This window comes from Massilia eurypsychrophila (genome assembly GCF_002760655.1).
Lineage (GTDB): Bacteria > Pseudomonadota > Gammaproteobacteria > Burkholderiales > Burkholderiaceae_D > JAFCUW01.
The window spans coordinates 317637-338614 of the sequence record NZ_PDOC01000004.1 but is presented as its reverse complement, the minus strand read 5'-3'; the positions used below and the strand labels follow the sequence as shown (position 1 = coordinate 338614).

23 protein-coding genes are annotated in these 20978 nt (G+C 63.6%); 14 read left to right on the top strand and 9 right to left on the bottom strand.

The window, feature by feature from the left end; all coding sequences use genetic code 11:
- Positions 1-41 precede the first annotated feature (41 nt).
- From CR105_RS09545 to CR105_RS09535, 3 genes are all read right to left on the bottom strand, one after another.
- Positions 42-1700, bottom strand: a complete 1659-nt coding sequence (locus CR105_RS09545; RefSeq protein WP_099788190.1) for a methyl-accepting chemotaxis protein — start codon at positions 1698-1700, stop codon at positions 42-44.
- A 398-nt stretch (positions 1701-2098) separates the two neighbouring features.
- The gene (locus CR105_RS09540) at positions 2099-3235 is read right to left on the bottom strand and encodes a PilT/PilU family type 4a pilus ATPase (RefSeq protein WP_099788189.1); all 1137 of its coding nucleotides are present in this window, start codon (positions 3233-3235) and stop codon (positions 2099-2101) included.
- Positions 3236-3248: 13 nt separating this feature from the next.
- Positions 3249-4292 carry a type IV pilus twitching motility protein PilT gene (locus CR105_RS09535; protein ID WP_099788188.1) on the bottom strand — a complete coding sequence of 348 codons (1044 nt, stop codon included), beginning with the start codon at positions 4290-4292 and terminating at the stop codon, positions 3249-3251.
- A gap of 92 nt (positions 4293-4384) precedes the next feature.
- Here CR105_RS09535 and CR105_RS09530 point away from each other — a divergent pair, with 92 nt between their 5' ends.
- Together CR105_RS09530 and proC are read left to right on the top strand one after the other, a co-directional pair.
- Positions 4385-5086, top strand: a complete 702-nt coding sequence (locus tag CR105_RS09530) for a YggS family pyridoxal phosphate-dependent enzyme (RefSeq protein WP_099788346.1) — start codon at positions 4385-4387, stop codon at positions 5084-5086.
- 9 nt (positions 5087-5095) lie between these two features.
- Positions 5096-5917 carry a pyrroline-5-carboxylate reductase gene (proC, locus tag CR105_RS09525; protein WP_099788187.1) on the top strand — a complete coding sequence of 274 codons (822 nt, stop codon included), beginning with the start codon at positions 5096-5098 and terminating at the stop codon, positions 5915-5917.
- A gap of 105 nt (positions 5918-6022) precedes the next feature.
- Here proC and CR105_RS09520 read toward each other — a convergent pair whose 3' ends face one another.
- Together CR105_RS09520 and ubiA are read right to left on the bottom strand one after the other, a co-directional pair.
- Positions 6023-6343, bottom strand: coding sequence for an ElaB/YgaM/YqjD family protein (locus tag CR105_RS09520; protein WP_099788186.1), 321 nt, complete (start codon positions 6341-6343; stop codon positions 6023-6025).
- 81 nt (positions 6344-6424) lie between these two features.
- A complete protein-coding gene (gene ubiA / locus CR105_RS09515) occupies positions 6425-7279 on the bottom strand; it encodes a 4-hydroxybenzoate octaprenyltransferase (RefSeq protein WP_099788185.1) in 855 nt (284 codons plus the stop codon).
- 126 nt (positions 7280-7405) lie between these two features.
- On the opposite strand from ubiA, the gene CR105_RS09510 reads away from it, so the two are divergent.
- A complete protein-coding gene (locus CR105_RS09510; RefSeq protein WP_099788184.1) occupies positions 7406-8365 on the top strand; it encodes a class I SAM-dependent methyltransferase in 960 nt (319 codons plus the stop codon).
- Positions 8366-8377: 12 nt separating this feature from the next.
- Here CR105_RS09510 and CR105_RS09505 read toward each other — a convergent pair whose 3' ends face one another.
- The gene (locus tag CR105_RS09505) at positions 8378-9319 is read right to left on the bottom strand and encodes a hydrogen peroxide-inducible genes activator (RefSeq protein ID WP_099788345.1); all 942 of its coding nucleotides are present in this window, start codon (positions 9317-9319) and stop codon (positions 8378-8380) included.
- Between the two features lie 156 nt (positions 9320-9475).
- Between CR105_RS09505 and CR105_RS09500 the strand changes: the two genes are divergently transcribed.
- From CR105_RS09500 to CR105_RS09485, 4 genes are all read left to right on the top strand, one after another.
- Positions 9476-10648: a PilT/PilU family type 4a pilus ATPase gene (locus CR105_RS09500; RefSeq protein ID WP_099788183.1), complete on the top strand. Its 1173-nt coding sequence runs from the start codon at positions 9476-9478 to the stop codon at positions 10646-10648.
- Positions 10648-10872, top strand: a complete 225-nt coding sequence (locus tag CR105_RS09495) for a DUF3717 domain-containing protein (RefSeq protein ID WP_180288142.1) — start codon at positions 10648-10650, stop codon at positions 10870-10872. Before CR105_RS09500 ends, CR105_RS09495 begins: the two co-directional genes overlap by 1 nt.
- 6 nt (positions 10873-10878) lie before the next feature.
- Positions 10879-11355, top strand: coding sequence for an adenylyltransferase/cytidyltransferase family protein (locus tag CR105_RS09490; RefSeq protein WP_099788182.1), 477 nt, complete (start codon positions 10879-10881; stop codon positions 11353-11355).
- A gap of 500 nt (positions 11356-11855) precedes the next feature.
- Entirely contained in the window at positions 11856-12128 is a 273-nt protein-coding gene (locus CR105_RS09485; protein ID WP_229413784.1) for a helix-turn-helix domain-containing protein, read from the top strand.
- Positions 12129-12206: 78 nt separating this feature from the next.
- Here the strand turns inward: CR105_RS09485 and trmL are convergent, their stop codons facing one another.
- On the bottom strand, positions 12207-12677 hold the full coding sequence (gene trmL / locus CR105_RS09480; RefSeq protein WP_099788181.1) for a tRNA (uridine(34)/cytosine(34)/5-carboxymethylaminomethyluridine(34)-2'-O)-methyltransferase TrmL: 471 nt from the start codon (positions 12675-12677) through the stop codon (positions 12207-12209).
- Between the two features lie 19 nt (positions 12678-12696).
- Positions 12697-13419 (bottom strand): ComF family protein, encoded by a 723-nt coding sequence (locus CR105_RS09475; RefSeq protein ID WP_099788180.1) that lies wholly within the window; start codon positions 13417-13419, stop codon positions 12697-12699.
- 72 nt (positions 13420-13491) lie between these two features.
- On the opposite strand from CR105_RS09475, the gene CR105_RS09470 reads away from it, so the two are divergent.
- The 5 genes from CR105_RS09470 to CR105_RS09450 all read left to right on the top strand — a co-directional run bounded on the left by CR105_RS09470 (position 13492) and on the right by CR105_RS09450 (position 19276).
- Positions 13492-14391 carry a methyltransferase domain-containing protein gene (locus CR105_RS09470; protein ID WP_099788179.1) on the top strand — a complete coding sequence of 300 codons (900 nt, stop codon included), beginning with the start codon at positions 13492-13494 and terminating at the stop codon, positions 14389-14391.
- Between the two features lie 417 nt (positions 14392-14808).
- Complete coding sequence (gene coxB, locus CR105_RS09465) at positions 14809-15993, top strand: cytochrome c oxidase subunit II (RefSeq protein WP_099788178.1); 1185 nt, start codon at positions 14809-14811, stop codon at positions 15991-15993.
- A gap of 15 nt (positions 15994-16008) precedes the next feature.
- Positions 16009-17601 (top strand): cytochrome c oxidase subunit I, encoded by a 1593-nt coding sequence (ctaD, locus tag CR105_RS09460; RefSeq protein WP_099788177.1) that lies wholly within the window; start codon positions 16009-16011, stop codon positions 17599-17601.
- A 168-nt stretch (positions 17602-17769) separates the two neighbouring features.
- Positions 17770-18333 carry a cytochrome c oxidase assembly protein gene (locus CR105_RS09455; RefSeq protein ID WP_267873889.1) on the top strand — a complete coding sequence of 188 codons (564 nt, stop codon included), beginning with the start codon at positions 17770-17772 and terminating at the stop codon, positions 18331-18333.
- Between the two features lie 85 nt (positions 18334-18418).
- A complete protein-coding gene (locus CR105_RS09450; protein ID WP_099788176.1) occupies positions 18419-19276 on the top strand; it encodes a cytochrome c oxidase subunit 3 in 858 nt (285 codons plus the stop codon).
- Positions 19277-19364: 88 nt separating this feature from the next.
- On the opposite strand, the gene CR105_RS09445 is transcribed toward CR105_RS09450, so the two are convergent.
- Positions 19365-19565, bottom strand: a complete 201-nt coding sequence (locus CR105_RS09445) for a twin transmembrane helix small protein (protein WP_099788175.1) — start codon at positions 19563-19565, stop codon at positions 19365-19367.
- A 50-nt stretch (positions 19566-19615) separates the two neighbouring features.
- Between CR105_RS09445 and CR105_RS09440 the strand changes: the two genes are divergently transcribed.
- Positions 19616-20353 (top strand): SURF1 family protein, encoded by a 738-nt coding sequence (locus tag CR105_RS09440; protein WP_099788174.1) that lies wholly within the window; start codon positions 19616-19618, stop codon positions 20351-20353.
- On the top strand, positions 20322-20975 hold the full coding sequence (locus tag CR105_RS09435) for a redox-active disulfide-containing membrane protein (RefSeq protein ID WP_218968681.1): 654 nt from the start codon (positions 20322-20324) through the stop codon (positions 20973-20975). Before CR105_RS09440 ends, CR105_RS09435 begins: the two co-directional genes overlap by 32 nt.
- Positions 20976-20978: the final 3 nt, after the last annotated feature.

Below are 20978 nucleotides of genomic sequence, written 5' to 3'. Positions count from 1 at the left end.
GCAGCCTTCAATCTACCATGTTTTTGGCGGCCACGAACCGTTCAGAACGCTGCCCATTCGGCGGCCCCGGCCGCAACCGACAGCCGCTTGGCCGGCGCCACGGGCCGTGGTCGATGGACCCGCGTCGTCACGCCGGCCGCCATTACAGCCGGGCCGACATCGCCGGCAAGCTTGAATACGCTGACTGCCTGTGCCAGCGCGCCAGCCTGCTCCTGCAACGATTCGGCCGCCGCTGCCGCCTCTTCCACCAGCGCCGCGTTCTGCTGGGTGACCTGGTCCATCTGGCTGATGGCCTGGTTGATCTGTTCGATCCCGGAAGTCTGCTCCTTGCTCGCGCTGGTGATCTCGCCCATGATGTCGGTGACGCGCTTGACGCTGAAGACGATCTGGTCCATCGTGGCGCCGGCCTCAGTGACCAGCCTGGAGCCGTTGTCGACTTTGACAACCGAGTCGTCGATCAGCGATTTGATTTCCTTCGCCGCCGCCGCTGAGCGCTGCGCCAGGTTGCGCACTTCGGCGGCAACGACGGCAAATCCGCGACCCTGTTCGCCAGCGCGCGCTGCCTCGACGGCGGCGTTGAGCGCCAGGATGTTGGTTTGAAACGCGATGCTGTCGATGACGCCGATGATGTCGCCGATCTGCTTTGACGACGCGTTGATCGAACTCATCGTGTCAATTACTTGCGCTACCACGGCACCTCCCTTGCACGCCACTTCGGAAGCGGACGCTGCCAGCCCATTGGCCTGGCGCGCGTTCTCGGCGTTCTGCTTGACGGTACTGGTCATTTCTTCCATCGAGGCCGCCGTTTCCTCGAGGGAGCTGGCTTGTTCTTCGGTGCGCGAGGACAAATCGAGGTTGCCGGCGGCGATCTGCGCCGACGCCGTTGCGATGGTGTCGGTACCGGTCCGCACCTCACCGACGATGTCCACCAGGCTCGTCTTCATGTCCGCTAGCGCCTGCAGCAACTGGCCCGTCTCGTCCCTCGAACTGACGACGATCGGATGCGCAAGGTTGCCCGAGGCGACTTCGTGGGCAATCGAAACGGCGTAGGCCATTGGCCGGGTAATGCTGCGCGCGAGCAGCCACGCGCATGCCGCGCCAAGCGCCATGGCCCCGATCCCCAGCATGGTCAGCAGTGTGCGTCCGGAGCTCGCCAGCGCATCGACATCGGCCTTGGCACGGCCGAACACGCCATTTTGAAATTCGACCAGGTCGCGCACCGACTGGCTATACGCCGTCATCACCGGCAGCAGCCTCGTCTTGACGTGCGCAGCCAGCAGCGCATCGTCGCCGCCCAGCATGGCGAACGTGGCTTTTCTGACGTCGACGTAAGCTTTCCGGCGTTCGCCGATCAGATCAATCAAGCGCTTTGCCTCAGCGTCCGTTACCAGCTTCTGCAGTTGCTGCTGAATTTTGGTCAGGTTCGCGCTCTCGCTATCCATCTCGAGCTGGAAGTACGCCTGATCGTTGGGGTTGTCGCTTCTGGCCTTGGCAAAGGTGCGCACCGAGTTGGCGACTATGCCGCGCAGCCATTCTTGCGTCAGGCGTTCCTTCAAATTGGCGCTGTCCATTACGCTGCTCGCCTGTGCGACGGCATGCAGGCGCCAGATGCCAACGACCGTCATCAGCGAAGTCAGTGCGAGCACAAGGGCGAACGCGGCGGCGAGCCGAGTACCGATTTTTACATTTCCAAGTTTCATGGTTGCGGTCCTTATTGGGTTCCGATATCTATATTTTTGAAGGGTCCCGCAACCGGCGCCATGCCATGCATGGCAGCACCGCGAATGTACGGGATAGCGAGAACGACAGGATTGGTGCAGCGTAGTGGCGCACATGCCGTCACAGGCAGCGGGCGAACAGGAGAGCGGTCAATCCGAGTGGAGCGACGGCGGGGAGATGGGCCGTGGAGGAAATTCTGGGCGGTCACTCGGGACGAGCAACGACCAACGACAGGATACGCTAAAAATTACCGAAAATCAACTAATATCGACTTGTTCGCGATTTCTCATTGACGCAGCGCGTCGCCATGCGGACCCAGCAGGCGCCGTGCGCGCGCCCGCTGACGCAGCAGGCGGACCGTTGCCGATCCGCTTGCGTGTTACACGATCCCCAAGTGTTCGGTACCCGCCGACAGGTCGCGGTTCTTCGCGTCCTTGCCCTGCAGTTTGATGGCCAGGCGCAGGTCGTTGACCGAGTCGGCGTTGCGCAGCGCGTCTTCGTAGCTGATCTTGTCCGCCTCGTGCAGGTCGAACAGCGCCTGGTCGAACGTCTGCATGCCCAGTTCGCGCGACTTCTTCATGATCTCCTTGATCTCGTGTACCTGGCCTTTAAAAATCAGGTCCGAGATCAATGGCGAATTGAGCATGATTTCAATCGCCACGACGCGCCCTTTGCTCTCCTTGCGCGGAATCAGGCGCTGCGACACCATGCCCTTCAGGTTCAGCGACAAGTCCATCAACAGCTGCGCGCGGCGCTCTTCGGGGAAGAAGTTGATGATGCGGTCGATCGCCTGGTTCGAGCTGTTGGCGTGCAGCGTGGCCAGGCACAGGTGACCGGTTTCGGCGAAGGCGATGGCGTGCTCCATCGTTTCGCGGTCGCGGATCTCGCCGATCTGGATCACGTCGGGCGCCTGGCGCAGCGAATTTTTCAGCGCTGCCTCGAAGCTGTCGGTGTCGACGCCGACCTCGCGCTGCGTGATGACGCAGTTCTTGTGCGGGTGGACGTATTCGACCGGATCCTCGATGGTGATGATGTGGCCGTAGCTGTTCTCGTTGCGGTAGCCGACCATCGCCGCCATCGTCGTCGACTTGCCCGAACCGGTGGCGCCGACCATGATCACGAGGCCGCGCTTTTCCATGATGATGTCGGCCAAAATCGGCGGCAAATCGAGGTCGGCCAGCTTCGGGATGGTGGTGGTGATCACGCGCAGCACCATGCCCACGCAGCTCATCTGCACGAACGCCGACACGCGAAAGCGTCCCAGGTCGCCCGGGCTGATGGCGAAGTTCGCTTCCTTGGTCAGCTCGAAGCCGGCGGTCTGCTTGTCGTTCATGATCGAGCGGGCCAGGTCGGCGGTGTGCGACGGCGTCAGCGCCTGGCTCGACACCGGCGTCATCTTGCCGTCGATCTTGATCGCCGGCGGGAAGCCGGCGGTGATGAACAGGTCCGAGCCGCCCTTGCTGGTCATCAGCCGGAGCAGGTCGAACATGAATTTTGAAGCCTGGTCGCGTTCCATTTGTCTTCCTTGATCAGCCGGGGAAGTTGTCCGGGGTCTTGGCGGCGGAGCGCGCGGCGCCGTGCGAGATGATGTTGCGGCGTACCAGGTCGGTCAGGTTCTGGTCGAGCGTCTGCATGCCGACGTTGCTGCCGGTCTGGATCGCCGAATACATCTGCGCGATTTTCGCCTCGCGAATCAGGTTGCGGATCGCCGGCGTGCCGATCATGATCTCGTGCGCGGCGACGCGCCCGGAGCCGTCCTTGGTCTTGAGCAGCGTCTGCGACACCACCGCCTGCAGCGACTCCGACAGCATCGCCCGCACCATCTCCTTTTCGTCGGCCGGGAAGACGTCGACGATACGGTCGATCGTTTTGGCCGCCGACGAGGTGTGCAGCGTGCCGAACACCAGGTGGCCCGTTTCGGCGGCCGACAGCGCCAGGCGGATCGTCTCGAGGTCGCGCAGTTCGCCGACCAGGATGCAGTCCGGATCCTCGCGCAGCGCCGAGCGCAGCGCGTTGTTGAACGACAGCGTGTGCGGCCCGACTTCGCGCTGGTTGATCAGGCACTTCTTCGAATCGTGGACGAATTCGATCGGGTCTTCGATCGTCAGGATGTGGCCGTACTCGTTTTCGTTGAGGTGGTTGACCATCGCCGCCAGCGTGGTCGACTTGCCTGAGCCGGTCGGGCCGGTCACCAGCACCAGGCCGCGCGGCTTCATCGCCAGGTCGCCGAAGATCTTCGGCGCGTTCAGGTCCTCGAGGCTGAGGATCTTCGACGGAATGGTGCGCAGCACGGCGGCGGCGCCGCGTTCCTGGTTGAAGGCGTTGACGCGAAAGCGCGCCAGACCCGGAATGGCAAACGAGAAGTCGCATTCGAGCACTTCCTCGTACTGCTTGCGCTGGCCGTCGTTCATGATGTCATAGATCATGCCGTGCACGTCCTTGTGCTCGAGCGGCGGCAGGTTGATGCGGCGCACGTCGCCGTGCACGCGGATCATCGGCGGCAGGCCGGATGACAGGTGCAGGTCGGACGCCTTGTTCTTGACGGAGAAAGCGAGTAATTCGGAGATGTCCATTTATAATCCCTGTGCAGTGAAGGGCGCGTGCCTTGCCAAGTGTGCACGTTTGCATCGACTCGAAGTTTTTTAATTGCCCGCTGACAATGATTATGTCCACAATCGCCCACAAACTGCAAGCTGTCGATGCGACTATACGCGCCGCAAGCAATACGGCCGGGCGCGACCGTGCGTCGATACAACTACTGGCCGTGTCGAAGTCGTTCCCCGCCGAAGCGGTGCTCGAGGCAATCGCCGCCGGCCAGCGCGCCTTTGGCGAAAACTACCTGCAGGAAGCGCTCGACAAGATGGCCGCCGTCGCCGCCGCGCTGCCGGCCGCGCCGATCGAGTGGCACTTCATCGGCCCGATCCAGAGCAACAAGACGCGCCCGATCGCCGCCGGCTTCAACTGGGTCCACACCGTCGAGCGGCTGAAGATCGCCCAGCGCCTGTCGGAGCAGCGCCCGGCCGGCATGGCGCCGCTGAATATCTGCATCCAGGTCAACACCAGCGGCGAGGCGAGCAAGAGCGGCGCCGCCGCCGACGAGGTGGAGGAGCTGGCGCGCCAGATCACGCTGCTGCCGAACCTGAAGCTGCGCGGCCTGATGACGATTCCCGAACTGGAAACCGACGAGGCCAGGCAGCGCGCCGGGTTCGCCCGCCTGCGCCTGCTGGCCGACGGGCTGCGCGCCGGCGGCATCGAACTCGATACGCTGTCGATGGGGATGTCGGCCGATCTGGCCGCGGCGATCGCCGAAGGCGCCACCATCGTGCGCGTCGGCAGCGCCATTTTCGGAGTACGCAATTATGATTAAAGGGCAGGCATGAAGATTACATTTATCGGCGGCGGCAACATGGCGTCGGCGCTGATTGCCGGCCTGGCCGGGCAGCTGACGGCAGGGGCCAACATCCACGTCGTCGATCCGAACCCGGAGCAGCTGGCGCGCCTGGCCGATAATTTCGGCGTCACCACCGCGACCCAGGTCGACGACAAGGTCGGCGACAGCGGCGTGATTGTGCTGGCGGTGAAGCCACAGCAGATGCGTGAAGTGGCCGCCGGCCTGGCGCCGCATCTGGCCGGCCAGCCGCTGCTGCTGTCGATTGCCGCCGGCATTCGCGGCGTCGATCTGGCGCGCTGGCTGGGCGGCTACGGCGCCATCGTCCGCACGATGCCGAACACGCCGGCGCTGATCGGGCGCGGCATCACCGGCATGGTGGCGATGGGCGGCGTCACGGCGGCGCAGAAGCAAGCCGCCGACGACATCATGAAGGCGGTCGGCGCCACCGTGTGGCTCGATGACGAAGCGCTGATCGACCCGGTGACGGCGGTGTCGGGCAGCGGACCGGCGTACGTGTTCTACTTTATTGAGGCGATGCAGCAGGCGGCGCAGGAATTGGGGCTGACCGAGGAGCAGGGCAAGCAGCTGGCGCTGGCCACCTTTGCTGGCGCCTCGCAGCTGGCGGCGCAGTCGCCCGACGAAGTAGCGGTGCTGCGCGAGCGCGTGACGTCGAAGGGCGGCACCACGTATGCGGCGCTTGTCAGCATGGAGCAGTCGGGGGTCAAGCAGGCGATCATTGAAGCGGTCAAGGCGGCGTCCGCACGCGGGCGCGAACTCGGTGAGCAGCTGGGCGGTGACGGGGCCTGACGGGGCCTGACGGGGCCTGACGGGGCCTGACGGGGGCGCCGAGTCCCGAAGTGCGGGACTCGGCGTCCCCGTCAGAGCGCGGATGCGCCTTTGGCGCGCGCAGGCTTAGTCGCGCCGCGAGATCGCCAGGCCGAGCAGCAAGCCGGCGGCGCCGCCGATGGCGATCGCGCGCCATGGGTTCTCGTGCACGTACTCGTCGGTCGCCTTGGCCGCTTCGCGGGTTTTCTCGACCACCATCTCCTGGTAGTGAATCACGTCGGCCTTGGCGGCGCTGATGGTACGCTCGAACTTTTCCTTCGCCGCTTTCAGGTCTTCACCGGTCAGCGAGCTGTTGCGCAGCCAGCCTTCGGCATCCTGAATCACCGTTTTCAGATCATTCATCAGTTGGTCGCGTGCGCCGGTCTGGGTAGGGATTTTTTCCATCATGGGATAGCCTCGTTAGTTAAATTTTCTTTTTGAAAATGCCCGGTTCGGACAAAGGATCCGCCAAGTGCAAATTGGATAACGTTATCCTGCTGCATAGTCTAACGCGACTCCGGCAAAAAGGGCCGCACCCAACCAATTGTTGTGGCGAAAGGCGGCAAAACAGCCCATCCGGTCGCGCTCGCGGATCAAGTTGTAGTGATACAAGGCAATTCCTGCCGCGACGATAATGCCGCCGACAAACCACCAGCGCAGCCCCAGCAGCCAGCCGCACGCGAGAATGATCGCCAGCGCGGCGCCGTAGCACAGCATGACGGCGGCGACGTCGAAGCGGCCGAAGGTGATGGCCGAGGTGCGCATGCCGATCTTGAGGTCGTCGTCGCGGTCGACCATGGCGTATTCGGTATCGTAGGCCACTGCCCAGAACACATTGGCCAGCAGCAGCGCCCAGGCCACTGCCGGCACTTCACCGAGCACCGCGGCGAACGCCATCGGGATGCCGAAGCCGAACGCGATGCCCAGGTAGGCCTGCGGGATGGCGAAGAAGCGCTTGAAGTAGGGATAAGTGGCGGCAATGATGACGGCGGCCACCGACAACTGTTTGGTCAGCGCGTTGAGCGGCAGGATCAGCAGAAACGACACGATCGCCAGCACGGCGGCCACGGCCACCGCCTCCCACGACTGAATGCGCCCGCTGGTGAGCGGGCGCTCGGCGGTGCGCTTGACGTGCTTGTCGAAGTCGCGGTCGGCGAAGTCGTTGATGGCGCAGCCGGCCGAGCGCATCAGCGCGGTGCCGACCGTGAAAATGAGTACCAGCTGCCAGTCCGGCTTGCCGTTCGACGCCAGCCACAGCGCGATCAGCGTCGGCCACAGCAGCAAGAGGATGCCGATCGGCTTGTCGGCACGGATCAGCTTGAAGTACAACGCCAGCTTGTTCATCGAGAGGTATGTGTTTTAGGCAAGGCTCGAATTCTACCGGGTTTGCGCCCGCCCTTGGGGCAGATCAAGCGTACCGCCCAAGCTCGGCGCGACGATAGGCTGCCTACGTCACTCTGCGGACATGCCATGCCGAATCTACTTTGCCCAGCCTGCAGCAGCGGCGCCGTCATCGCCGCCGAATCGATCGCCAGCGCCGACCTGGTCGCCGGTTACCGCGACAAGGGCATCGACGTGGCCGCCTGCCTTGCCGCCACGCCGGCGATCGTGCTGTTCCGCTGCGCCGGCTGCGACCTGGGTTTCTTCTCGCCGCCCTGCGCCGGCGACGCCGCGTTCTACGAGCAACTGCAGCAGTTCGACTGGTACTACCAGGACGACAAGCCCGAATACGCTTACGCCAGCGGCCACGTGGAAGAGGGCGCGCGGGTGCTCGAAGTCGGTTGCGGCAAGGGCGCGTTTCACGCCGCGCTGCCGGCGTCGGTCAGCTACACGGGGCTCGAATTCAACGACGCGGCGGTGGCGCGGGCGCAGGCGGCGGGCCTGGCGGTCAGCAAGCAGCCGGTCGAGGCGCATGCCGCCGCCAATCCAGGCCGGTACGATGTCGTCTGCTCGTTCCAGGTGCTCGAACATGTGCCCGAGCCGGCCAGTTTCGTGCACGCGTGCGTGCAGGCGCTGGCGCCCGGCGGCAGGCTGATCCTGGCGGTGCCGGCCGAGGACAGCTTTCTGGCCATCGCGCCCAATGCGCCGCTGAACATGCCGCCGCACCACGTGCTGCGCTGGAGCGACCTGGCGCTGGCCAACCTGGCGCGGCGCGAGGGACTGGCGCTAGTCGATGTGTGGCACGAGCCGGTCGCGTCGTTCCACAGCGAGTGGCATCGGCAGACGCTGGCGTTTCATTATTTCGTGCTGTGCGGGCTGGCCAGGACGCGGCTGCTGGACCGCGGCTTGAGGTATCGCGCGATCGGGCGGCTGCTGCGTTTCAAGGGGCTGCGCGATGCGCTGGCGGCGAGCGTGCTGCGGCGCTTGCCGGAGCTCGATCGCGGGCATACGGTGGCGATGGTAGCGCGCCATGAGCAAACCGCGCTCTGACGGGGGCGCGACTCAGGCGGCGTCGGCCAGCGGCAGCATGTCGACGCCGGGCAGGTCGCACGCGGCGACGCAGGCGCAGATCGCTTCGATCGCGGCGCGGCGCGTAAAACTCTTGCGCCAGACGATGACGACGCGGCGCGACGGCGCCGGCGCCGAAAACGGCACGAAGCTGAGCATGCCGTTCTTGTCCTTCATGTCCGGCACCGAGGCGCGCGGCAGCACGGTCAGGCCGATGCCGCTGGCCACCATGTGACGGATGGTCTCGAGCGACGAGCCTTCGAAGGTGCGCTGCATGCCGTTGCCCGGCGTCGAAAAACGCGCCATCTCCGGGCACACTTCCAGCACCTGGTCGCGGAAGCAGTGGCCGTTGCCGAGCAACAGCATGGTCTCGGATTTCAGGTCTTCGGCCGGCACTTCCTTGCGCGCGGCCCACGGGTGGCCTTTCGGCGTGGCCACCACGAACGGCTCGTCGTACAGCATCTGCATCGACATGCCGTGCTCCGGCAACGGCAGCGCCATGATGGCCGCGTCCAGCTCGCCCTGGCGCAGCAGTTCGAGCAGGCGCACGGTAAAATTTTCCTGCAGGATCAGCGGCATCTGTGGCACCGTGTCGATCAGCTGCTTGACCAGCGGCGGCAGCAGGTACGGCCCGATCGTGTAGATGACGCCGAGCCGCAGCGGGCCGGCCAGCGGATCCTTGTTCTGCTTGGCCAGCTCCTTGATCGCGGCGGTCTGCTCGAGCACGCGTTCGGCCTGGGCGATGATCTGCGCGCCGAGCGGGGTGACCGACACTTCGGCGCCGCCCCGTTCGAACAGCACCACGCCGAGTTCGTCTTCGAGCTTCTTGATCGCCACCGACAAGGTCGGCTGGGCGACGAAGCAGGCCTCGGCGGCGTGCCCGAAATGTCTCGCACGCGCGACGGCAACGATATATTTCAGTTCAGTGAGTGTCATCGGATAGGTGAATGGCAGGTGGGGGCAGGTGGCCAGCGGCAATAGTGCCAGAAAGTTGCTTTTTAGTCAGCAAAGAAATTCTATTTTACCGGAAGGGCAGTCGATATAATTGCCGGGAAGGCGGTTTTTTCGCCGCTTCATTCTTGAAAGTTGCGCATGTCGACGACATTTGGCCCCGCCGAAGCCCAGGCTTACATCCACAAACTGCTGACGGTGATGCACCACCAGGGCGGCTCCGACCTGTTCGTGTCGGCCGACTTCCCGCCGAGCATGAAGCACCAGGGCGCGATGAAGCCGCTGAGCCAGCAGAAGCTGTCCGGCGAAGTCACGCGCGCGCTGGCGCTGTCGCTGATGAACGAGCGCCAGAAGGCCGAGTTTGAAGACCAGATGGAGTGCAATTTCGCCATCTCGCTGCCGAACGTGTGCCGCTTCCGCATCAACGTGTACGTGCAGCAGCAATGCGTGGCGATGGTGTGCCGCACGATCGCCTCCGAAATTCCGAATTTCGAAAAGCTCGACCTGCCCGACGTGCTCAAAGACGTCATCATGACCAAGCGTGGCCTGGTGCTGGTGGTCGGCGGCACCGGTTCGGGCAAGTCGACCACGCTGGCGGCGATGATCGACTACCGCAACGCCAATTCGGCCGGCCACATCATCACGGTGGAAGATCCGGTCGAGTACGTGCACAAGAACAAGAGCTGCCTGATCACCCACCGCGAAGTCGGCGTCGACACGCATTCGTGGCACAACGCTTTGAAGAACACGCTGCGCCAGGCGCCGGACGTGATCCTGATCGGCGAAATCCGCGACACCGAAACGATGGAGCACGCGATCGCGTTTGCCGAAACGGGCCACCTGTGCCTCGGCACGCTGCACGCCAACAACTCGAACCAGACGATGGACCGCATCATCAACTTCTTCCCTGAAGAGCGGCGCAACCAGCTGCTGATGGACCTGTCGTCGAACCTGCGCGCGATCGTCTCGCAGCGCCTGGTGCGCACCGAGGACGGCAAGGGCCGCAAGGCGGCGATCGAGATCTTGCTGAACACGCCGACGATCGGCGAGATGATTTTGAAGGGCAACTTCCAGGGCATCAAGGAGATCATGCACAAGTCGCGCGAGCTGGGCATGTGCACCTTCGACCAGGCGCTGTACGAGCTGTATAACAAGGGCTTCATCGGCTACGACGAGGCGATCCGCAACGCCGATTCTGCCAACGGACTGCGCCTGCAGATCAAGCTGCGGGGCGACCGCAAGGAGCCCGGCAGCACCGGCACCACCACCTCCGACGACCTGTCGATGCTGGTGGAGGAAGAGCCGGAGGAGTGATGGTGCTCACTGTGCAGGAGCTGGAGGCGGCGATCAATTTCTGGCGACACCAGGCTCCCGCGCGCGGCAACGAGTACGCCTTGTCGCGCGAAGTCAACGTGCTCGCGCGCGCGTATGCGCTGATGATTTTCAACCGCGCCGCCAGTATCGACATCGATACGCTCGACGCATCTGTGCGCGGCCTGATCGAATCCTGGCGCGCGACAAATCCACACACTGATTGATGCCCAATGCCCGAATTTGAAAAGAAAATCTGCACGCGCGACGAACTGAAGGCGCGCGTTGCCGCCTTGCCAAAGCCGGTGGTGCTGACCAACGGCGTATTCGACATCCTGCACCGCGGCCACGTGACGTATCTTGCGCAGGCGCGCGCGCTGGGCGCCTCGCTGGTGGTGGCGGCCAACACCGACGCGTCGGTAAAGCGGCTCGGCAAGGGCGACGACCGTCCGCTCAACATGTGCGCCGACCGCATGGCGGTGCTGGCCGCGCTTGAATCGGTCAGCCTGGTGGTCGACTTCGACGAGGACACCGCCCTCGAAGTGGTGCAGGAAGCGCAGCCGGAAATCTACGCCAAAGGCGGCGACTACGACATGACGGCCATCCCCGAGGGGCAGGCGGTGCTGGCGTATGGCGGGCAGGCGGTGGCGATCGATTTCAAACACGACCGCTCGACGACCAAGCTGCTGACAAAAGTGCGCAGCAAGTAGCCGTTCTCCCCGAAATCTATAGAGCCAAACACTGGTGTCAGGTCTGACATTAAGACAATCACGCGTGAATGTCCGAATGTCAGACCTGACACCGGTGTTGCGCAGTCTGCGCTTGAATCGGATGTGGAAGGCGCTGGCGCTCGAGGCGGGCTTTATGCGGTGCGGCCATTGCGCCGTGCAGCCTGGCGCCGCTCGACGCTGCCGTAGATATCATGCACATTGCCGCCCGTGCTCGTTTCGGGCGGCCGGTGCCATCTCGCACTAATCTGCTGGCACATTATCTTGACGTCGTGGCCGTCGCCGTATGGCTGGAGTGATTTGCCCGCAACTTCGGCCAACGCAAGTTGGCCAATGCTGTAGCAGAGCGCGCGAGAACTTTCGAATTGGGTTTCGTCGAACCATTGATGCTATATTAAGGGATGCCAAAAAAGCCTCCAGCGAAGCGAGCCGCCGCGCCGAAGATGGGAAAAGGTGCGAAGCAGAGTGAGCGGGAAACACGGATGCCCAAGAGCGACGCTTTGGAAGCAATTCAGAGCGCTGCCGCCGCGCTTCACGCCGTCGGTGTTTTTGATAAGCAGACCATGCGTGAATTCGACGGGGCCTGTTTGAGCGCGCCCAACTACACAGCATCTGACGTCCAGCGCATCCGCACGAAAAACCAGGTCAGCCAGGAGGTATTGGCACGTTATATGGGAATCACGAAGTCGACGGTTGCAAAGTGGGAATCGTCAGTCAACACGCCCAGCCCATGGCGCAGCGGCTGCTCAAGGTAATCGACGACATGGGAATAGACGTGCTTGCATCATGATGCAAGCACGTCACCGCCCGACCTTACAGGGTCAGGCGCGTGGTCACGCGCCGCCGGCGTAGCCGTTCTGCCGCCACGCCTCGAACACCACCACCGCCACCGTGTTCGACAGGTTCAGGCTACGGTTGTCGGGCCGCATCGGCAGGCGGATGCGCTGCGCCGCGGGAAACGATTCGCGCAGCGCCGGCGCCAGCCCGCGCGTTTCGCTGCCGAACACGAACACGTCGCCCGGCAGAAAGGAAGCGCTGGCGAACGGCGCCGAGCCATGCGTGGTCAGCGCAAACATGCGCGCGGCGTCGGGCTTTTCGGCGGCCAGGTAGGTTTCCCAGTTCTTGTGCACCTTCATGGTGGCGTAGTCGTGGTAGTCGAGTCCGGCGCGCTTCATCTTGCTGTCGTCGAGCGGAAAGCCGAGCGGTTCGATCAGGTGCAGCTGAGCGCCGGTGTTGGCGCACAGGCGGATGACGTTGCCGGTGTTCGGCGGGATCTCGGGTTCGACCAGTACGACGTGGAACAAAATGTTTCTCCTTCAAAGATTAATGGGGCGGGGTGCGCGCGAATACAAAGTTGCTGACGCGCGCAGCGCCCGCGCGCTTTAGCGTGGCGGCCAGCTCGCCCAGCGTGTGGCCGCTCGTCATGACGTCGTCGACCACGCCGACGTGCCGGCCGCGCACCTGCACCAGCGCCGCCGGCGCGACGGCGAAGGCGCCGCGGATGTTGCGCCGCCGCTGGTCCGGCGCCACGCCCGACTGCGCGCGCGTGTCGAGTGCGCGCACTGCCAGCCGCTCGCACAGCGCGATGCCCAGATGGCGCGCGAGCGGGCGCGCCATCTCGAGCGCCTGGTTGAAGCCGCGCTCAACCAGCCGGGCCGGGCCCAGCGGCACCGGACAGAGCACCTGCGGCAGCAGGAAGCGCTCCTCGATCACGGCGTCGCGCAACACTTCGGCAAACCACGGCGCCAATGCGAGCTTGCCGCCGAATTTCAGTTGCAGCACTAGCTGGTCGAGCGGGGCGCGGTAGTCGGCGCCGGCCAGGGTGGCGTCATACGCCGGCCGTTCGGCCAGGCAGGCGGCGCATTCGCGTCCGGCGTCGGCGTCGCCGACCGGGTTGGCGCAGCGCGGGCAGCGCGCCGTGCGGGCGACAAACTGCGCGTGGCAGGGCCGGCACACGGCGCCGTCGCACGCGGCCGCGCACAGCGCGCACGACGACGGCAACAGCGCGCGCGCCAGGCGCCGCCAGCGGCCCAGGCGGTCAGGCATCGGCTTTGGTCCTCGCAGATTGATACAACCATGTACACTGCCGCCATTATCTCATTACACCGCACCACGCCCATGGTTTCACCCCAATCCCCATCGAAACTGAGCGCGCCGATCGAGCTGGCGCGGGTGCGCCGGCTGTTCGCCTGCCCCGCCCAAATTGCCGGCGCCAACTTCCTGCGCCGCGAAATCGCCAGCCGCATGCACGAGCGCTTGGGCCTGGTGAAGATCACGCCGCAGCGCGTGCTCGACGCCGGTTGCGGCGCCGGCGCCGACCTGGCACTGTTGCATGGCGATTATCCGGCCGCCCAGATCGTCGGCATCGATGCCGCGCCGGAAATGGCGGCGGCGGCAAAAACGCCGGGCGCGAAGTCGCTGCTGAGCCGCTTGTTGCCGGCCAAGGCCGGCATCGACGTGCTGGCCGGCGATTTTGCCGTTCTGCCGTTCGGCCCGAACTCGATCGACCTGGTGTGGTCGAACCTGGCACTGCACTGGCATCCGCAGCCCGACCGCGTGTTTGCCGAATGGCGCCGCGTGCTGCGGGTGGACGGTTTGCTGATGTTTTCCAATTTCGGCCCGGATACGTTGCGCGAGCTGCGCGCCGCCTTCGCCGAAGTAGATGGGGAACCGCATGTGTTGCCGTTTGTCGACATGCACGACTTTGGCGACCAGCTGGTGGAAGCGGGCTTTTCCACCCCGGTGATGGACATGGAAGTCATCAAGGTGACATACGACACGGTCGACGCGCTGCTGGCGGACGTGCGCGCGCTGGGCGGCAATCCACTGGCAACCCGCCGGCGCGGCCTGCTGGGGCGCGCCGGCGGCGCCAGGCTGCGCGCGGCGCTCGAGCGCGGCCGCGGCGCCGACGGCAAGCTGGCATTGACGTTCGAGGTGATCTACGGCCACGCATTCCGGCCGGCGCCGCGCGTGACGGCGGCCGGCGAAGCGATCGTGCGCTTCCAGCCGCGCCGCTAGCGGCCGGGAAGCAAAAGTGCAGTGGCGGCGCCGAATTGCATTAATTGACACAAACTGTGGGCGGCAAGAGGGAAAAACGGGCGTGCTGACCCGCCTGCGGATCGATTTCCCCTTGATGGTTAGGGCACTCCTTGAGTATAATCAACGACTAATTTTGTCGGCCAACGTTGTGAACGTAAGAAAAACAGGTGGTGATGCTGCCTGTGTCCAATATGTGGTCGATAGCAGCAAAAGCAAGCAGCGTTCATCAGTGTGCAGCATTTACCCGGTGGCGGTGTCATGGTTCCAGCAGGAGCGGCGCAGTCGATGCGGCCGGGTCTGCTAGGGGCCTTTTTGCGCGATGTGTTGAAAAGTGCGGCGGCCGCGGGTGGGCTCGTTGACGATAAAAGATTTTAATTTTGGGTGGTTGGGGAAAACATGACATATGCAAAGCGACTTCAAGCCTTGATGATCGGTCTGGCGATGACGGCCGGAATTCCGGCCTTGGCGCAGACAGAGGTGACGGGGCGTCCGGTTCCATACCAGTTGAACCTGCAACCGCCCGTGACGAAGATCGCGTCGGAGATCTACGATCTGCACACCTGGATGATGGTCGTCTGCGTGGTCATTTTCGTCGGCGTGTTCGGCGTGATGTTTTACTCGGTGTTCAAGCACCGCCGCTCGCTCGGCCACAAGCCAGCGACCTTCCACGAGTCGACCGCGGTCGAAATCGCCTGGACCGTGGTGCCGTTCCTGATCGTCATCGCCATGGCGCTGCCGGCAACGAAGACCGTGGTCGGCATGAAAGACACCTCCAACGCCGACCTGACCATCAAGGCCACCGGCATGCAGTGGAAGTGGGGCTACGATTACCTGAAGGGCGAGGGCGAGGGCATTTCCTTCCTGTCGAACCTGTCGACCCCGCGTTCGCAAGTCGGTTCGCCAGGCGTGGCGCCAACCGAAGCACGCGGCGAGAACTACCTGCTCGAAGTCGACAACGAAGTCGTCGTGCCAGTCAACAAGAAGGTCCGTATCGTCCTGACCGCCAACGACGTCATCCATGCCTGGATGATCCCGGCGTTTGGCGTCAAGCAAGATGCGATTCCTGGTTTCGTGCGCGACACCTGGTTCAAGGCCGAAAAAATCGGCACCTACCGCGGCCAGTGCGCTGAGCTGTGCGGTAAAGAGCACGCGTTCATGCCGATCGTCGTCAAGGTCGTCTCCGACGCCGACTACACCGCATGGGTTAACGGCAAGAAGAAGGAAATGGCGGCCCTGGCCGACGATCCTGCCAAAGTCTGGACCATCGACGAACTGAAGACCAAGGGCGAAAAAGTCTACACCACCAATTGCGTGGTCTGCCACCAGGCCAACGGCAAGGGCATCCCGGGCGCGTTCGCCGCACTCGATGGCTCGCCAAACGTCAACGGCCCGAAAGCGGACCAGATCAACGTCCTGCTGAATGGCCTGAAGTCGGGCAAGTACCCTTCGGAAATGCCAAGCTGGAAGCAACTGTCGGATTCGGACATCGCTGCGGTGATCACCTATACCCGCAACAACTGGTCGAACAAGGCTGCGGAAAATATCGTTCAACCAGCCGAAGTTCTGGCTGCACGTAAGTAATCGGGAGTAGAACAAATGAGCACAACGACTGTAGATCACGCCCACGACGCGCACGATCACGCCCACGACCACCCGCATGGCATGAGCCGCTGGCTGTTCGCCACCAACCACAAGGACATCGGTACGCTGTACCTGTGGTTCTCCTTGATCATGCTGATGTCCGGCGGCGTGCTGGCGCTGATGATCCGCACCGAGCTGTTCCAGCCCGGCCTGCAGTTCTTCCGGCCTGAGTTCTTCAACCAGCTCACCACCATGCACGGCCTGGTGATGGTGTTCGGCGCCATCATGCCGGCGTTCGTCGGCTTCGCCAACTGGATGATCCCGCTGCAGATCGGCTGCGCCGACATGGCGTTCGCCCGCATGAACAATTTCTCGTTCTGGCTGCTGCCGCCGGCCGCGATCCTGCTGGCCACCTCGTTCCTGGTGCCTGGCGGCGCGACCGCCGCCGGCTGGACCTTGTACGCGCCGCTGTCGACCCAGATGGGCCCTGGCATGGACATGGCGATTTTCGCGATGCACCTGATGGGCGCTTCGTCGATCATGGGTTCGATCAATATCGTCGTCACCATCCTCAACATGCGCGCTCCGGGCATGACCTTGATGAAGATGCCGATGTTCTGCTGGACCTGGCTGATCACCGCCTACCTCCTGATCGCCGTCATGCCAGTGCTGGCAGGCGCCATCACGATGACGCTGACCGACCGTCACTTCGGCACCTCGTTCTTTAACGCTGCCGGCGGCGGCGACCCGGTCATGTACCAGCACATCTTCTGGTTCTTCGGCCACCCTGAGGTCTACATCATGATTTTGCCGGCGTTCGGCATCGTCTCGCAGATCCTGCCGGCGTTCGCCCGCAAGCCGCTGTTCGGTTACGCGTCGATGGTCTACGCTACCGCGTCGATCGCGATCCTGTCGTTCATCGTCTGGGCGCACCACATGTTTACCACCGGCATGCCGGTAACGTCGCAGCTGTTCTTCATGTACGCCACGATGCTGATCGCGGTACCGACCGGTGTGAAAGTATTTAACTGGGTCGCCACGATGTGGAAGGGCTCGATGACGTTCGAAACGCCGATGCTGTTCTCGGTCGGCTTCATCTTCGTGTTCACGATGGGCGGCTTCACCGGCCTGATCCTGGCCGTGACACCGATCGACATCCAGCTGCAGGACACCTACTACGTCGTGGCGCACTTCCACTACGTGCTGGTGGCCGGTTCCCTGTTCGCCCTGTTCGCCGGCTTCTACTACTGGTCCGCCAAGTGGACTGGCCACATGTACAGCGAAACGCGCGGCAAGATCCACTTCTGGGCATCGCTGATCACGTTTAACATCACGTTCTTCCCGATGCACTTCCTGGGCCTGGCAGGGATGCCGCGCCGCTACGCCGATTACCCGGCGCAGTTCGTCGACTTCAACATGGTGGCCACCATCGGCGCCTTCGGTTTCGGTCTGTCGCAGGCGTACTTCCTGTTCTTCGTGATCCTGCCGACCATCCGCGGCGGCGCCAAGGCAGCGGCCAAGCCATGGGATGGCGCCGAAGGCCTCGAGTGGACCGTGCCGAGCCCGGCACCATTCCACACCTTCGAGACCCCACCGTTGGTGAAGTAAGCAAGCAAATGCAGCACGGCAGGCGGCCAACACCGCCTGCCGACAGGAGCTAAGTGGCAAACATGTCTGACCCAAAAAAGCCGAACAACCTCAAGACCGGCCTGATCATCGGCGGTATCGCGCTGTTTTTCTTCGCGATGGTGTTCATTAAACGTATCTGGCTGTAACGTGAGTACCGTACCGAAAGGGCGCCTGCGCCTGAACCGCACGATGCTCATCAAACTGGTGGTGGTGGCAGTGGCGATGTTCGGCTTCGGCTACGCCCTGATACCGGTGTACAGGCACATGTGCGAACTGCTTGGCATTAACGTATTGACGGCGCAGGACGGCATGGCGGTACGCGATGCCAATACGCAGATCGACAAGACGCGCACGATCACCATCGAGCTGGACGGCAATGCGCAGGGACCGTGGCGGTTTCGCCCGACCACCCGCAGCATCGACGTCCATCCCGGCGAGCTGGCAACGGTCATGTATGAGGTGGTCAACACCACCAACCGCACGGTGCAGGCGCAGGCAATCCCGAGTTACGCGCCGCAGTCGGTGACGCCGCACTTCAAGAAGGTCGAGTGCTTCTGCTTTAAGCAGCAGACCATGGGCCCGAACGAAGCGAAGCAGATGCCGGTGGTGTTTTTCATCGATCCGGCCTTGCCGCGCGAAGTGAAAACGATCACGCTGTCGTACACGTTCTTCGAAATTGCAGGCACCCAGAATTCGGTAGTAAAGCAATAGTCAGAGCAAGCACAGAGCAAGAAGCACAGGGCAACGGGCACACCCGGCCCACGACCGAATACCAAGTTTGATTTAGGAGATGAAGATGAGTTCACCACACGCCGTACCGCACTATTTCGTGCCGGGTCCTTCCAAGTGGCCTATGTTCGCCGGCATTTCGCTGCTGGTGACGATGATCGGCGCGTCCGGCTGGGTCAACGACGCCAGCTGGGGTCCGATGCTCAACATCGCCGGCATTCTGGCCACCATCCTGGTGCTGTACTCCTGGTTCGGCGACGCCATCGGCGAATCGGAAGCTGGCCAGTACGGCAAGAACGTCGACCTGTCGTACCGCTGGTCGATGAGCTGGTTCATCTTCTCCGAAGTCATGTTCTTCGGCGCCTTCTTCGGCGCGCTGTTCTACGCCCGCGCGATCAGCTTGCCTTGGCTTGGCGACCTCGACCACAAGTTCATCTGGCCTGACTACGCCGCGCAATGGGGCGGCACCGGTCCTGCGGGCACCGTCGACGCGTTCCAGACAATGGGCCCGTTCCCGATTCCGACCATCAACACCGCGCTGCTGCTGCTGTCGGGCGTGACCTTGACCATTTCGCACCACGCCCTGCGCGCCGGCCACCGCGCCAAGACCGCGATCTGGCTGTTCGCCACCATCATGCTCGGCGCCATCTTCATGGGCTTCCAGGTCTACGAGTACATGCACGCTTACAGCGACCTGAACCTGAAGATGACGTCCGGCATCTACGGCTCGACCTTCTTCATGTTGACCGGTTTCCACGGCTTCCACGTCACGCTCGGCGCGATCATGCTGTCGGTGATTTTGTACCGCGTGCTGAAGGGTCACTTCACCGCCGACAACCACTTCGGTTTCGAAGGCGCCGCCTGGTACTGGCACTTCGTCGACGTCGTCTGGCTCGGCCTGTACGTCGTGGTCTACTGGCTGTAACGGCCGGCGGCGCTGGCGCCGCCGCATGAAAAAGCCGCACGGGGGATAATCCCTCGTGCGGCTTTTTTCACGCAAGCGATACGTGCTTTTAGCGCAACCCGGTCGGCGCGATCCAGCCCATCTTGTAGGCGCCGAGCAGCAGCAGGAACAAGGTGATCGACAGGCCGACCCGCATCGCCAGCGCCTGCACGGTGCGGTTGCTCTTGCCCTTGTCGCGCATGAGGAAGAACAGCGCCGAGCCGAGGCTGCCGATGATCAGAAGGAAGGCGATGGCGACGAGAATTTTCATGGTTCAGAGTAAATAGTTGACTGGATAACAGCGGCAAAGGATCTATTGTAATGGGTATCAGCTTCCGGTTTCGACCAATTCCCTTTGTGGCAACCGTGCTGCTGGTGGCGCTCGGGGTGTCGCTGGGGCAGTGGCAGGACCGGCGCGCGCTGGAAAAGACCACCTTGCAGCAGAAGCTGACGGCGCGCGGCGCCGAGGCGCCGCTGGCGCTGGGCGCCGCGCTGCTGCCGGCCGCGCCGCTCGAATACCGCAACGTGCGCGTGACGGGCGAATTCGTCGCCGGCTGGCCGGTGTACCTGAACAACCGCCCGCAGGACGGGCGCGCCGGCTTTTACCTGGTCATGCCGCTGCGCATTGTTGGTACCGACACCCACGTGCTGGTGGCGCGCGGCTGGCTGCCGCGCAATACCGCCGAAGCGACCAGGCTGCCGCCGTATGCGACCCCGGCCGGCACGGTGACGGTCGACGGCATCGTCAAGGCCAGCGTCGGCCGGGTGATGCAGCTTGGCACCCCGGAGCCGGTGAAACCTGGCGCAATCGTGCAAAATATCGATCCGGCCGAATTCGCCAAGGCGAGCGGCCTGAAGCTGCAACCGTTTTTCATCGAGCAGGCCGGCCCGGCCCCGGCCGCCGACGGCCTGGTGCGCAGCTGGCCGGCGCCGTCCCTCGGTGTCGAGAAACACCAGGGTTATGCATTCCAATGGTATGCGCTGGCGGCAATGGCGCTCCTCTTTTTTGTCATTACAGGATTTCGACGTGGAACAGACCAAAGTAAGCAAAGTAACTAACCCCGAACAGAAACAGAAAATCAGCGGCCGCTGGAAGCTGCTGGCGGTGCTGGCCGTGTGCGCGGCGCCGATGATCTTTTCGTACCTGACCTATTACGTCATCAAGCCGCAGGCGCGCACCAACTTCGGCACCCTGATCGACCCGCGCGCGCACCCGGTACCGCCGACCCTCGGCGCCACCACACTCGACGCCAAGCCGGCCAGCCTGGAACAGTACAAGGGCAAGTGGGTGCTGCTGAAGGTCGGCCCGTCCACCTGCGCCAAGGAGTGCATGGAGCAGATGTTCGCGATGCAGCAGGTGCGCTCGATGACGGGCAAGGAGATGGGCCGCATCGAGCGGCTCTGGCTGGTCACCGACGCCGCGCCGCTCGACACCATGCTGATGCGCCAGCTCGACGGCATGCGCATCCTGCGCGCGCCTGGCGCCGCCGTCGCGCAATGGCTGCCGGCCGAGCCGAACGCCGCGCTGGAAGAGGGCCTGTGGCTGATCGACCCGGTCGGCCACCTGATGATGCGCTTTCCGAAAGTGCCGGCGGGCGCCGCCGAAGCGGACAAGGTGCAGCACTACGCCAAGGTCAAGAAGGACATCGGCAAGCTGCTCAAAGCATCGGCGATCGGCTAAGCG

Bases quoted from the DNA above. Each gene is read 5' to 3' on its own strand.
- CR105_RS09490 (WP_099788182.1), top strand. From the start codon at position 10,879: ATGCCCGAATTTGAAAAGAAAATCTGCACGCGCGACGAACTGAAGGCG.
- CR105_RS09500 (WP_099788183.1), top strand. From the start codon at position 9,476: ATGTCGACGACATTTGGCCCCGCCGAAGCCCAGGCTTACATCCACAAA.
- CR105_RS09445 (WP_099788175.1), bottom strand. From the start codon at position 19,565: ATGAAAATTCTCGTCGCCATCGCCTTCCTTCTGATCATCGGCAGCCTC.
- CR105_RS09495 (WP_180288142.1), top strand. From the start codon at position 10,648: ATGGTGCTCACTGTGCAGGAGCTGGAGGCGGCGATCAATTTCTGGCGA.
- CR105_RS09475 (WP_099788180.1), bottom strand. From the start codon at position 13,419: ATGCCTGACCGCCTGGGCCGCTGGCGGCGCCTGGCGCGCGCGCTGTTG.
- proC (WP_099788187.1), top strand. From the start codon at position 5,096: ATGAAGATTACATTTATCGGCGGCGGCAACATGGCGTCGGCGCTGATT.
- CR105_RS09505 (WP_099788345.1), bottom strand. From the start codon at position 9,319: ATGACACTCACTGAACTGAAATATATCGTTGCCGTCGCGCGTGCGAGA.
- CR105_RS09530 (WP_099788346.1), top strand. From the start codon at position 4,385: ATGTCCACAATCGCCCACAAACTGCAAGCTGTCGATGCGACTATACGC.
- ctaD (WP_099788177.1), top strand. From the start codon at position 16,009: ATGAGCACAACGACTGTAGATCACGCCCACGACGCGCACGATCACGCC.
- ubiA (WP_099788185.1), bottom strand. From the start codon at position 7,279: ATGAACAAGCTGGCGTTGTACTTCAAGCTGATCCGTGCCGACAAGCCG.
- CR105_RS09520 (WP_099788186.1), bottom strand. From the start codon at position 6,343: ATGATGGAAAAAATCCCTACCCAGACCGGCGCACGCGACCAACTGATG.
- CR105_RS09470 (WP_099788179.1), top strand. From the start codon at position 13,492: ATGGTTTCACCCCAATCCCCATCGAAACTGAGCGCGCCGATCGAGCTG.
- CR105_RS09540 (WP_099788189.1), bottom strand. From the start codon at position 3,235: ATGGAACGCGACCAGGCTTCAAAATTCATGTTCGACCTGCTCCGGCTG.
- CR105_RS09485 (WP_229413784.1), top strand. From the start codon at position 11,856: ATGCCCAAGAGCGACGCTTTGGAAGCAATTCAGAGCGCTGCCGCCGCG.
- CR105_RS09440 (WP_099788174.1), top strand. From the start codon at position 19,616: ATGGGTATCAGCTTCCGGTTTCGACCAATTCCCTTTGTGGCAACCGTG.
- CR105_RS09535 (WP_099788188.1), bottom strand. From the start codon at position 4,292: ATGGACATCTCCGAATTACTCGCTTTCTCCGTCAAGAACAAGGCGTCC.
- coxB (WP_099788178.1), top strand. From the start codon at position 14,809: ATGACATATGCAAAGCGACTTCAAGCCTTGATGATCGGTCTGGCGATG.
- CR105_RS09510 (WP_099788184.1), top strand. From the start codon at position 7,406: ATGCCGAATCTACTTTGCCCAGCCTGCAGCAGCGGCGCCGTCATCGCC.
- CR105_RS09450 (WP_099788176.1), top strand. From the start codon at position 18,419: ATGAGTTCACCACACGCCGTACCGCACTATTTCGTGCCGGGTCCTTCC.
- CR105_RS09545 (WP_099788190.1), bottom strand. From the start codon at position 1,700: ATGAAACTTGGAAATGTAAAAATCGGTACTCGGCTCGCCGCCGCGTTC.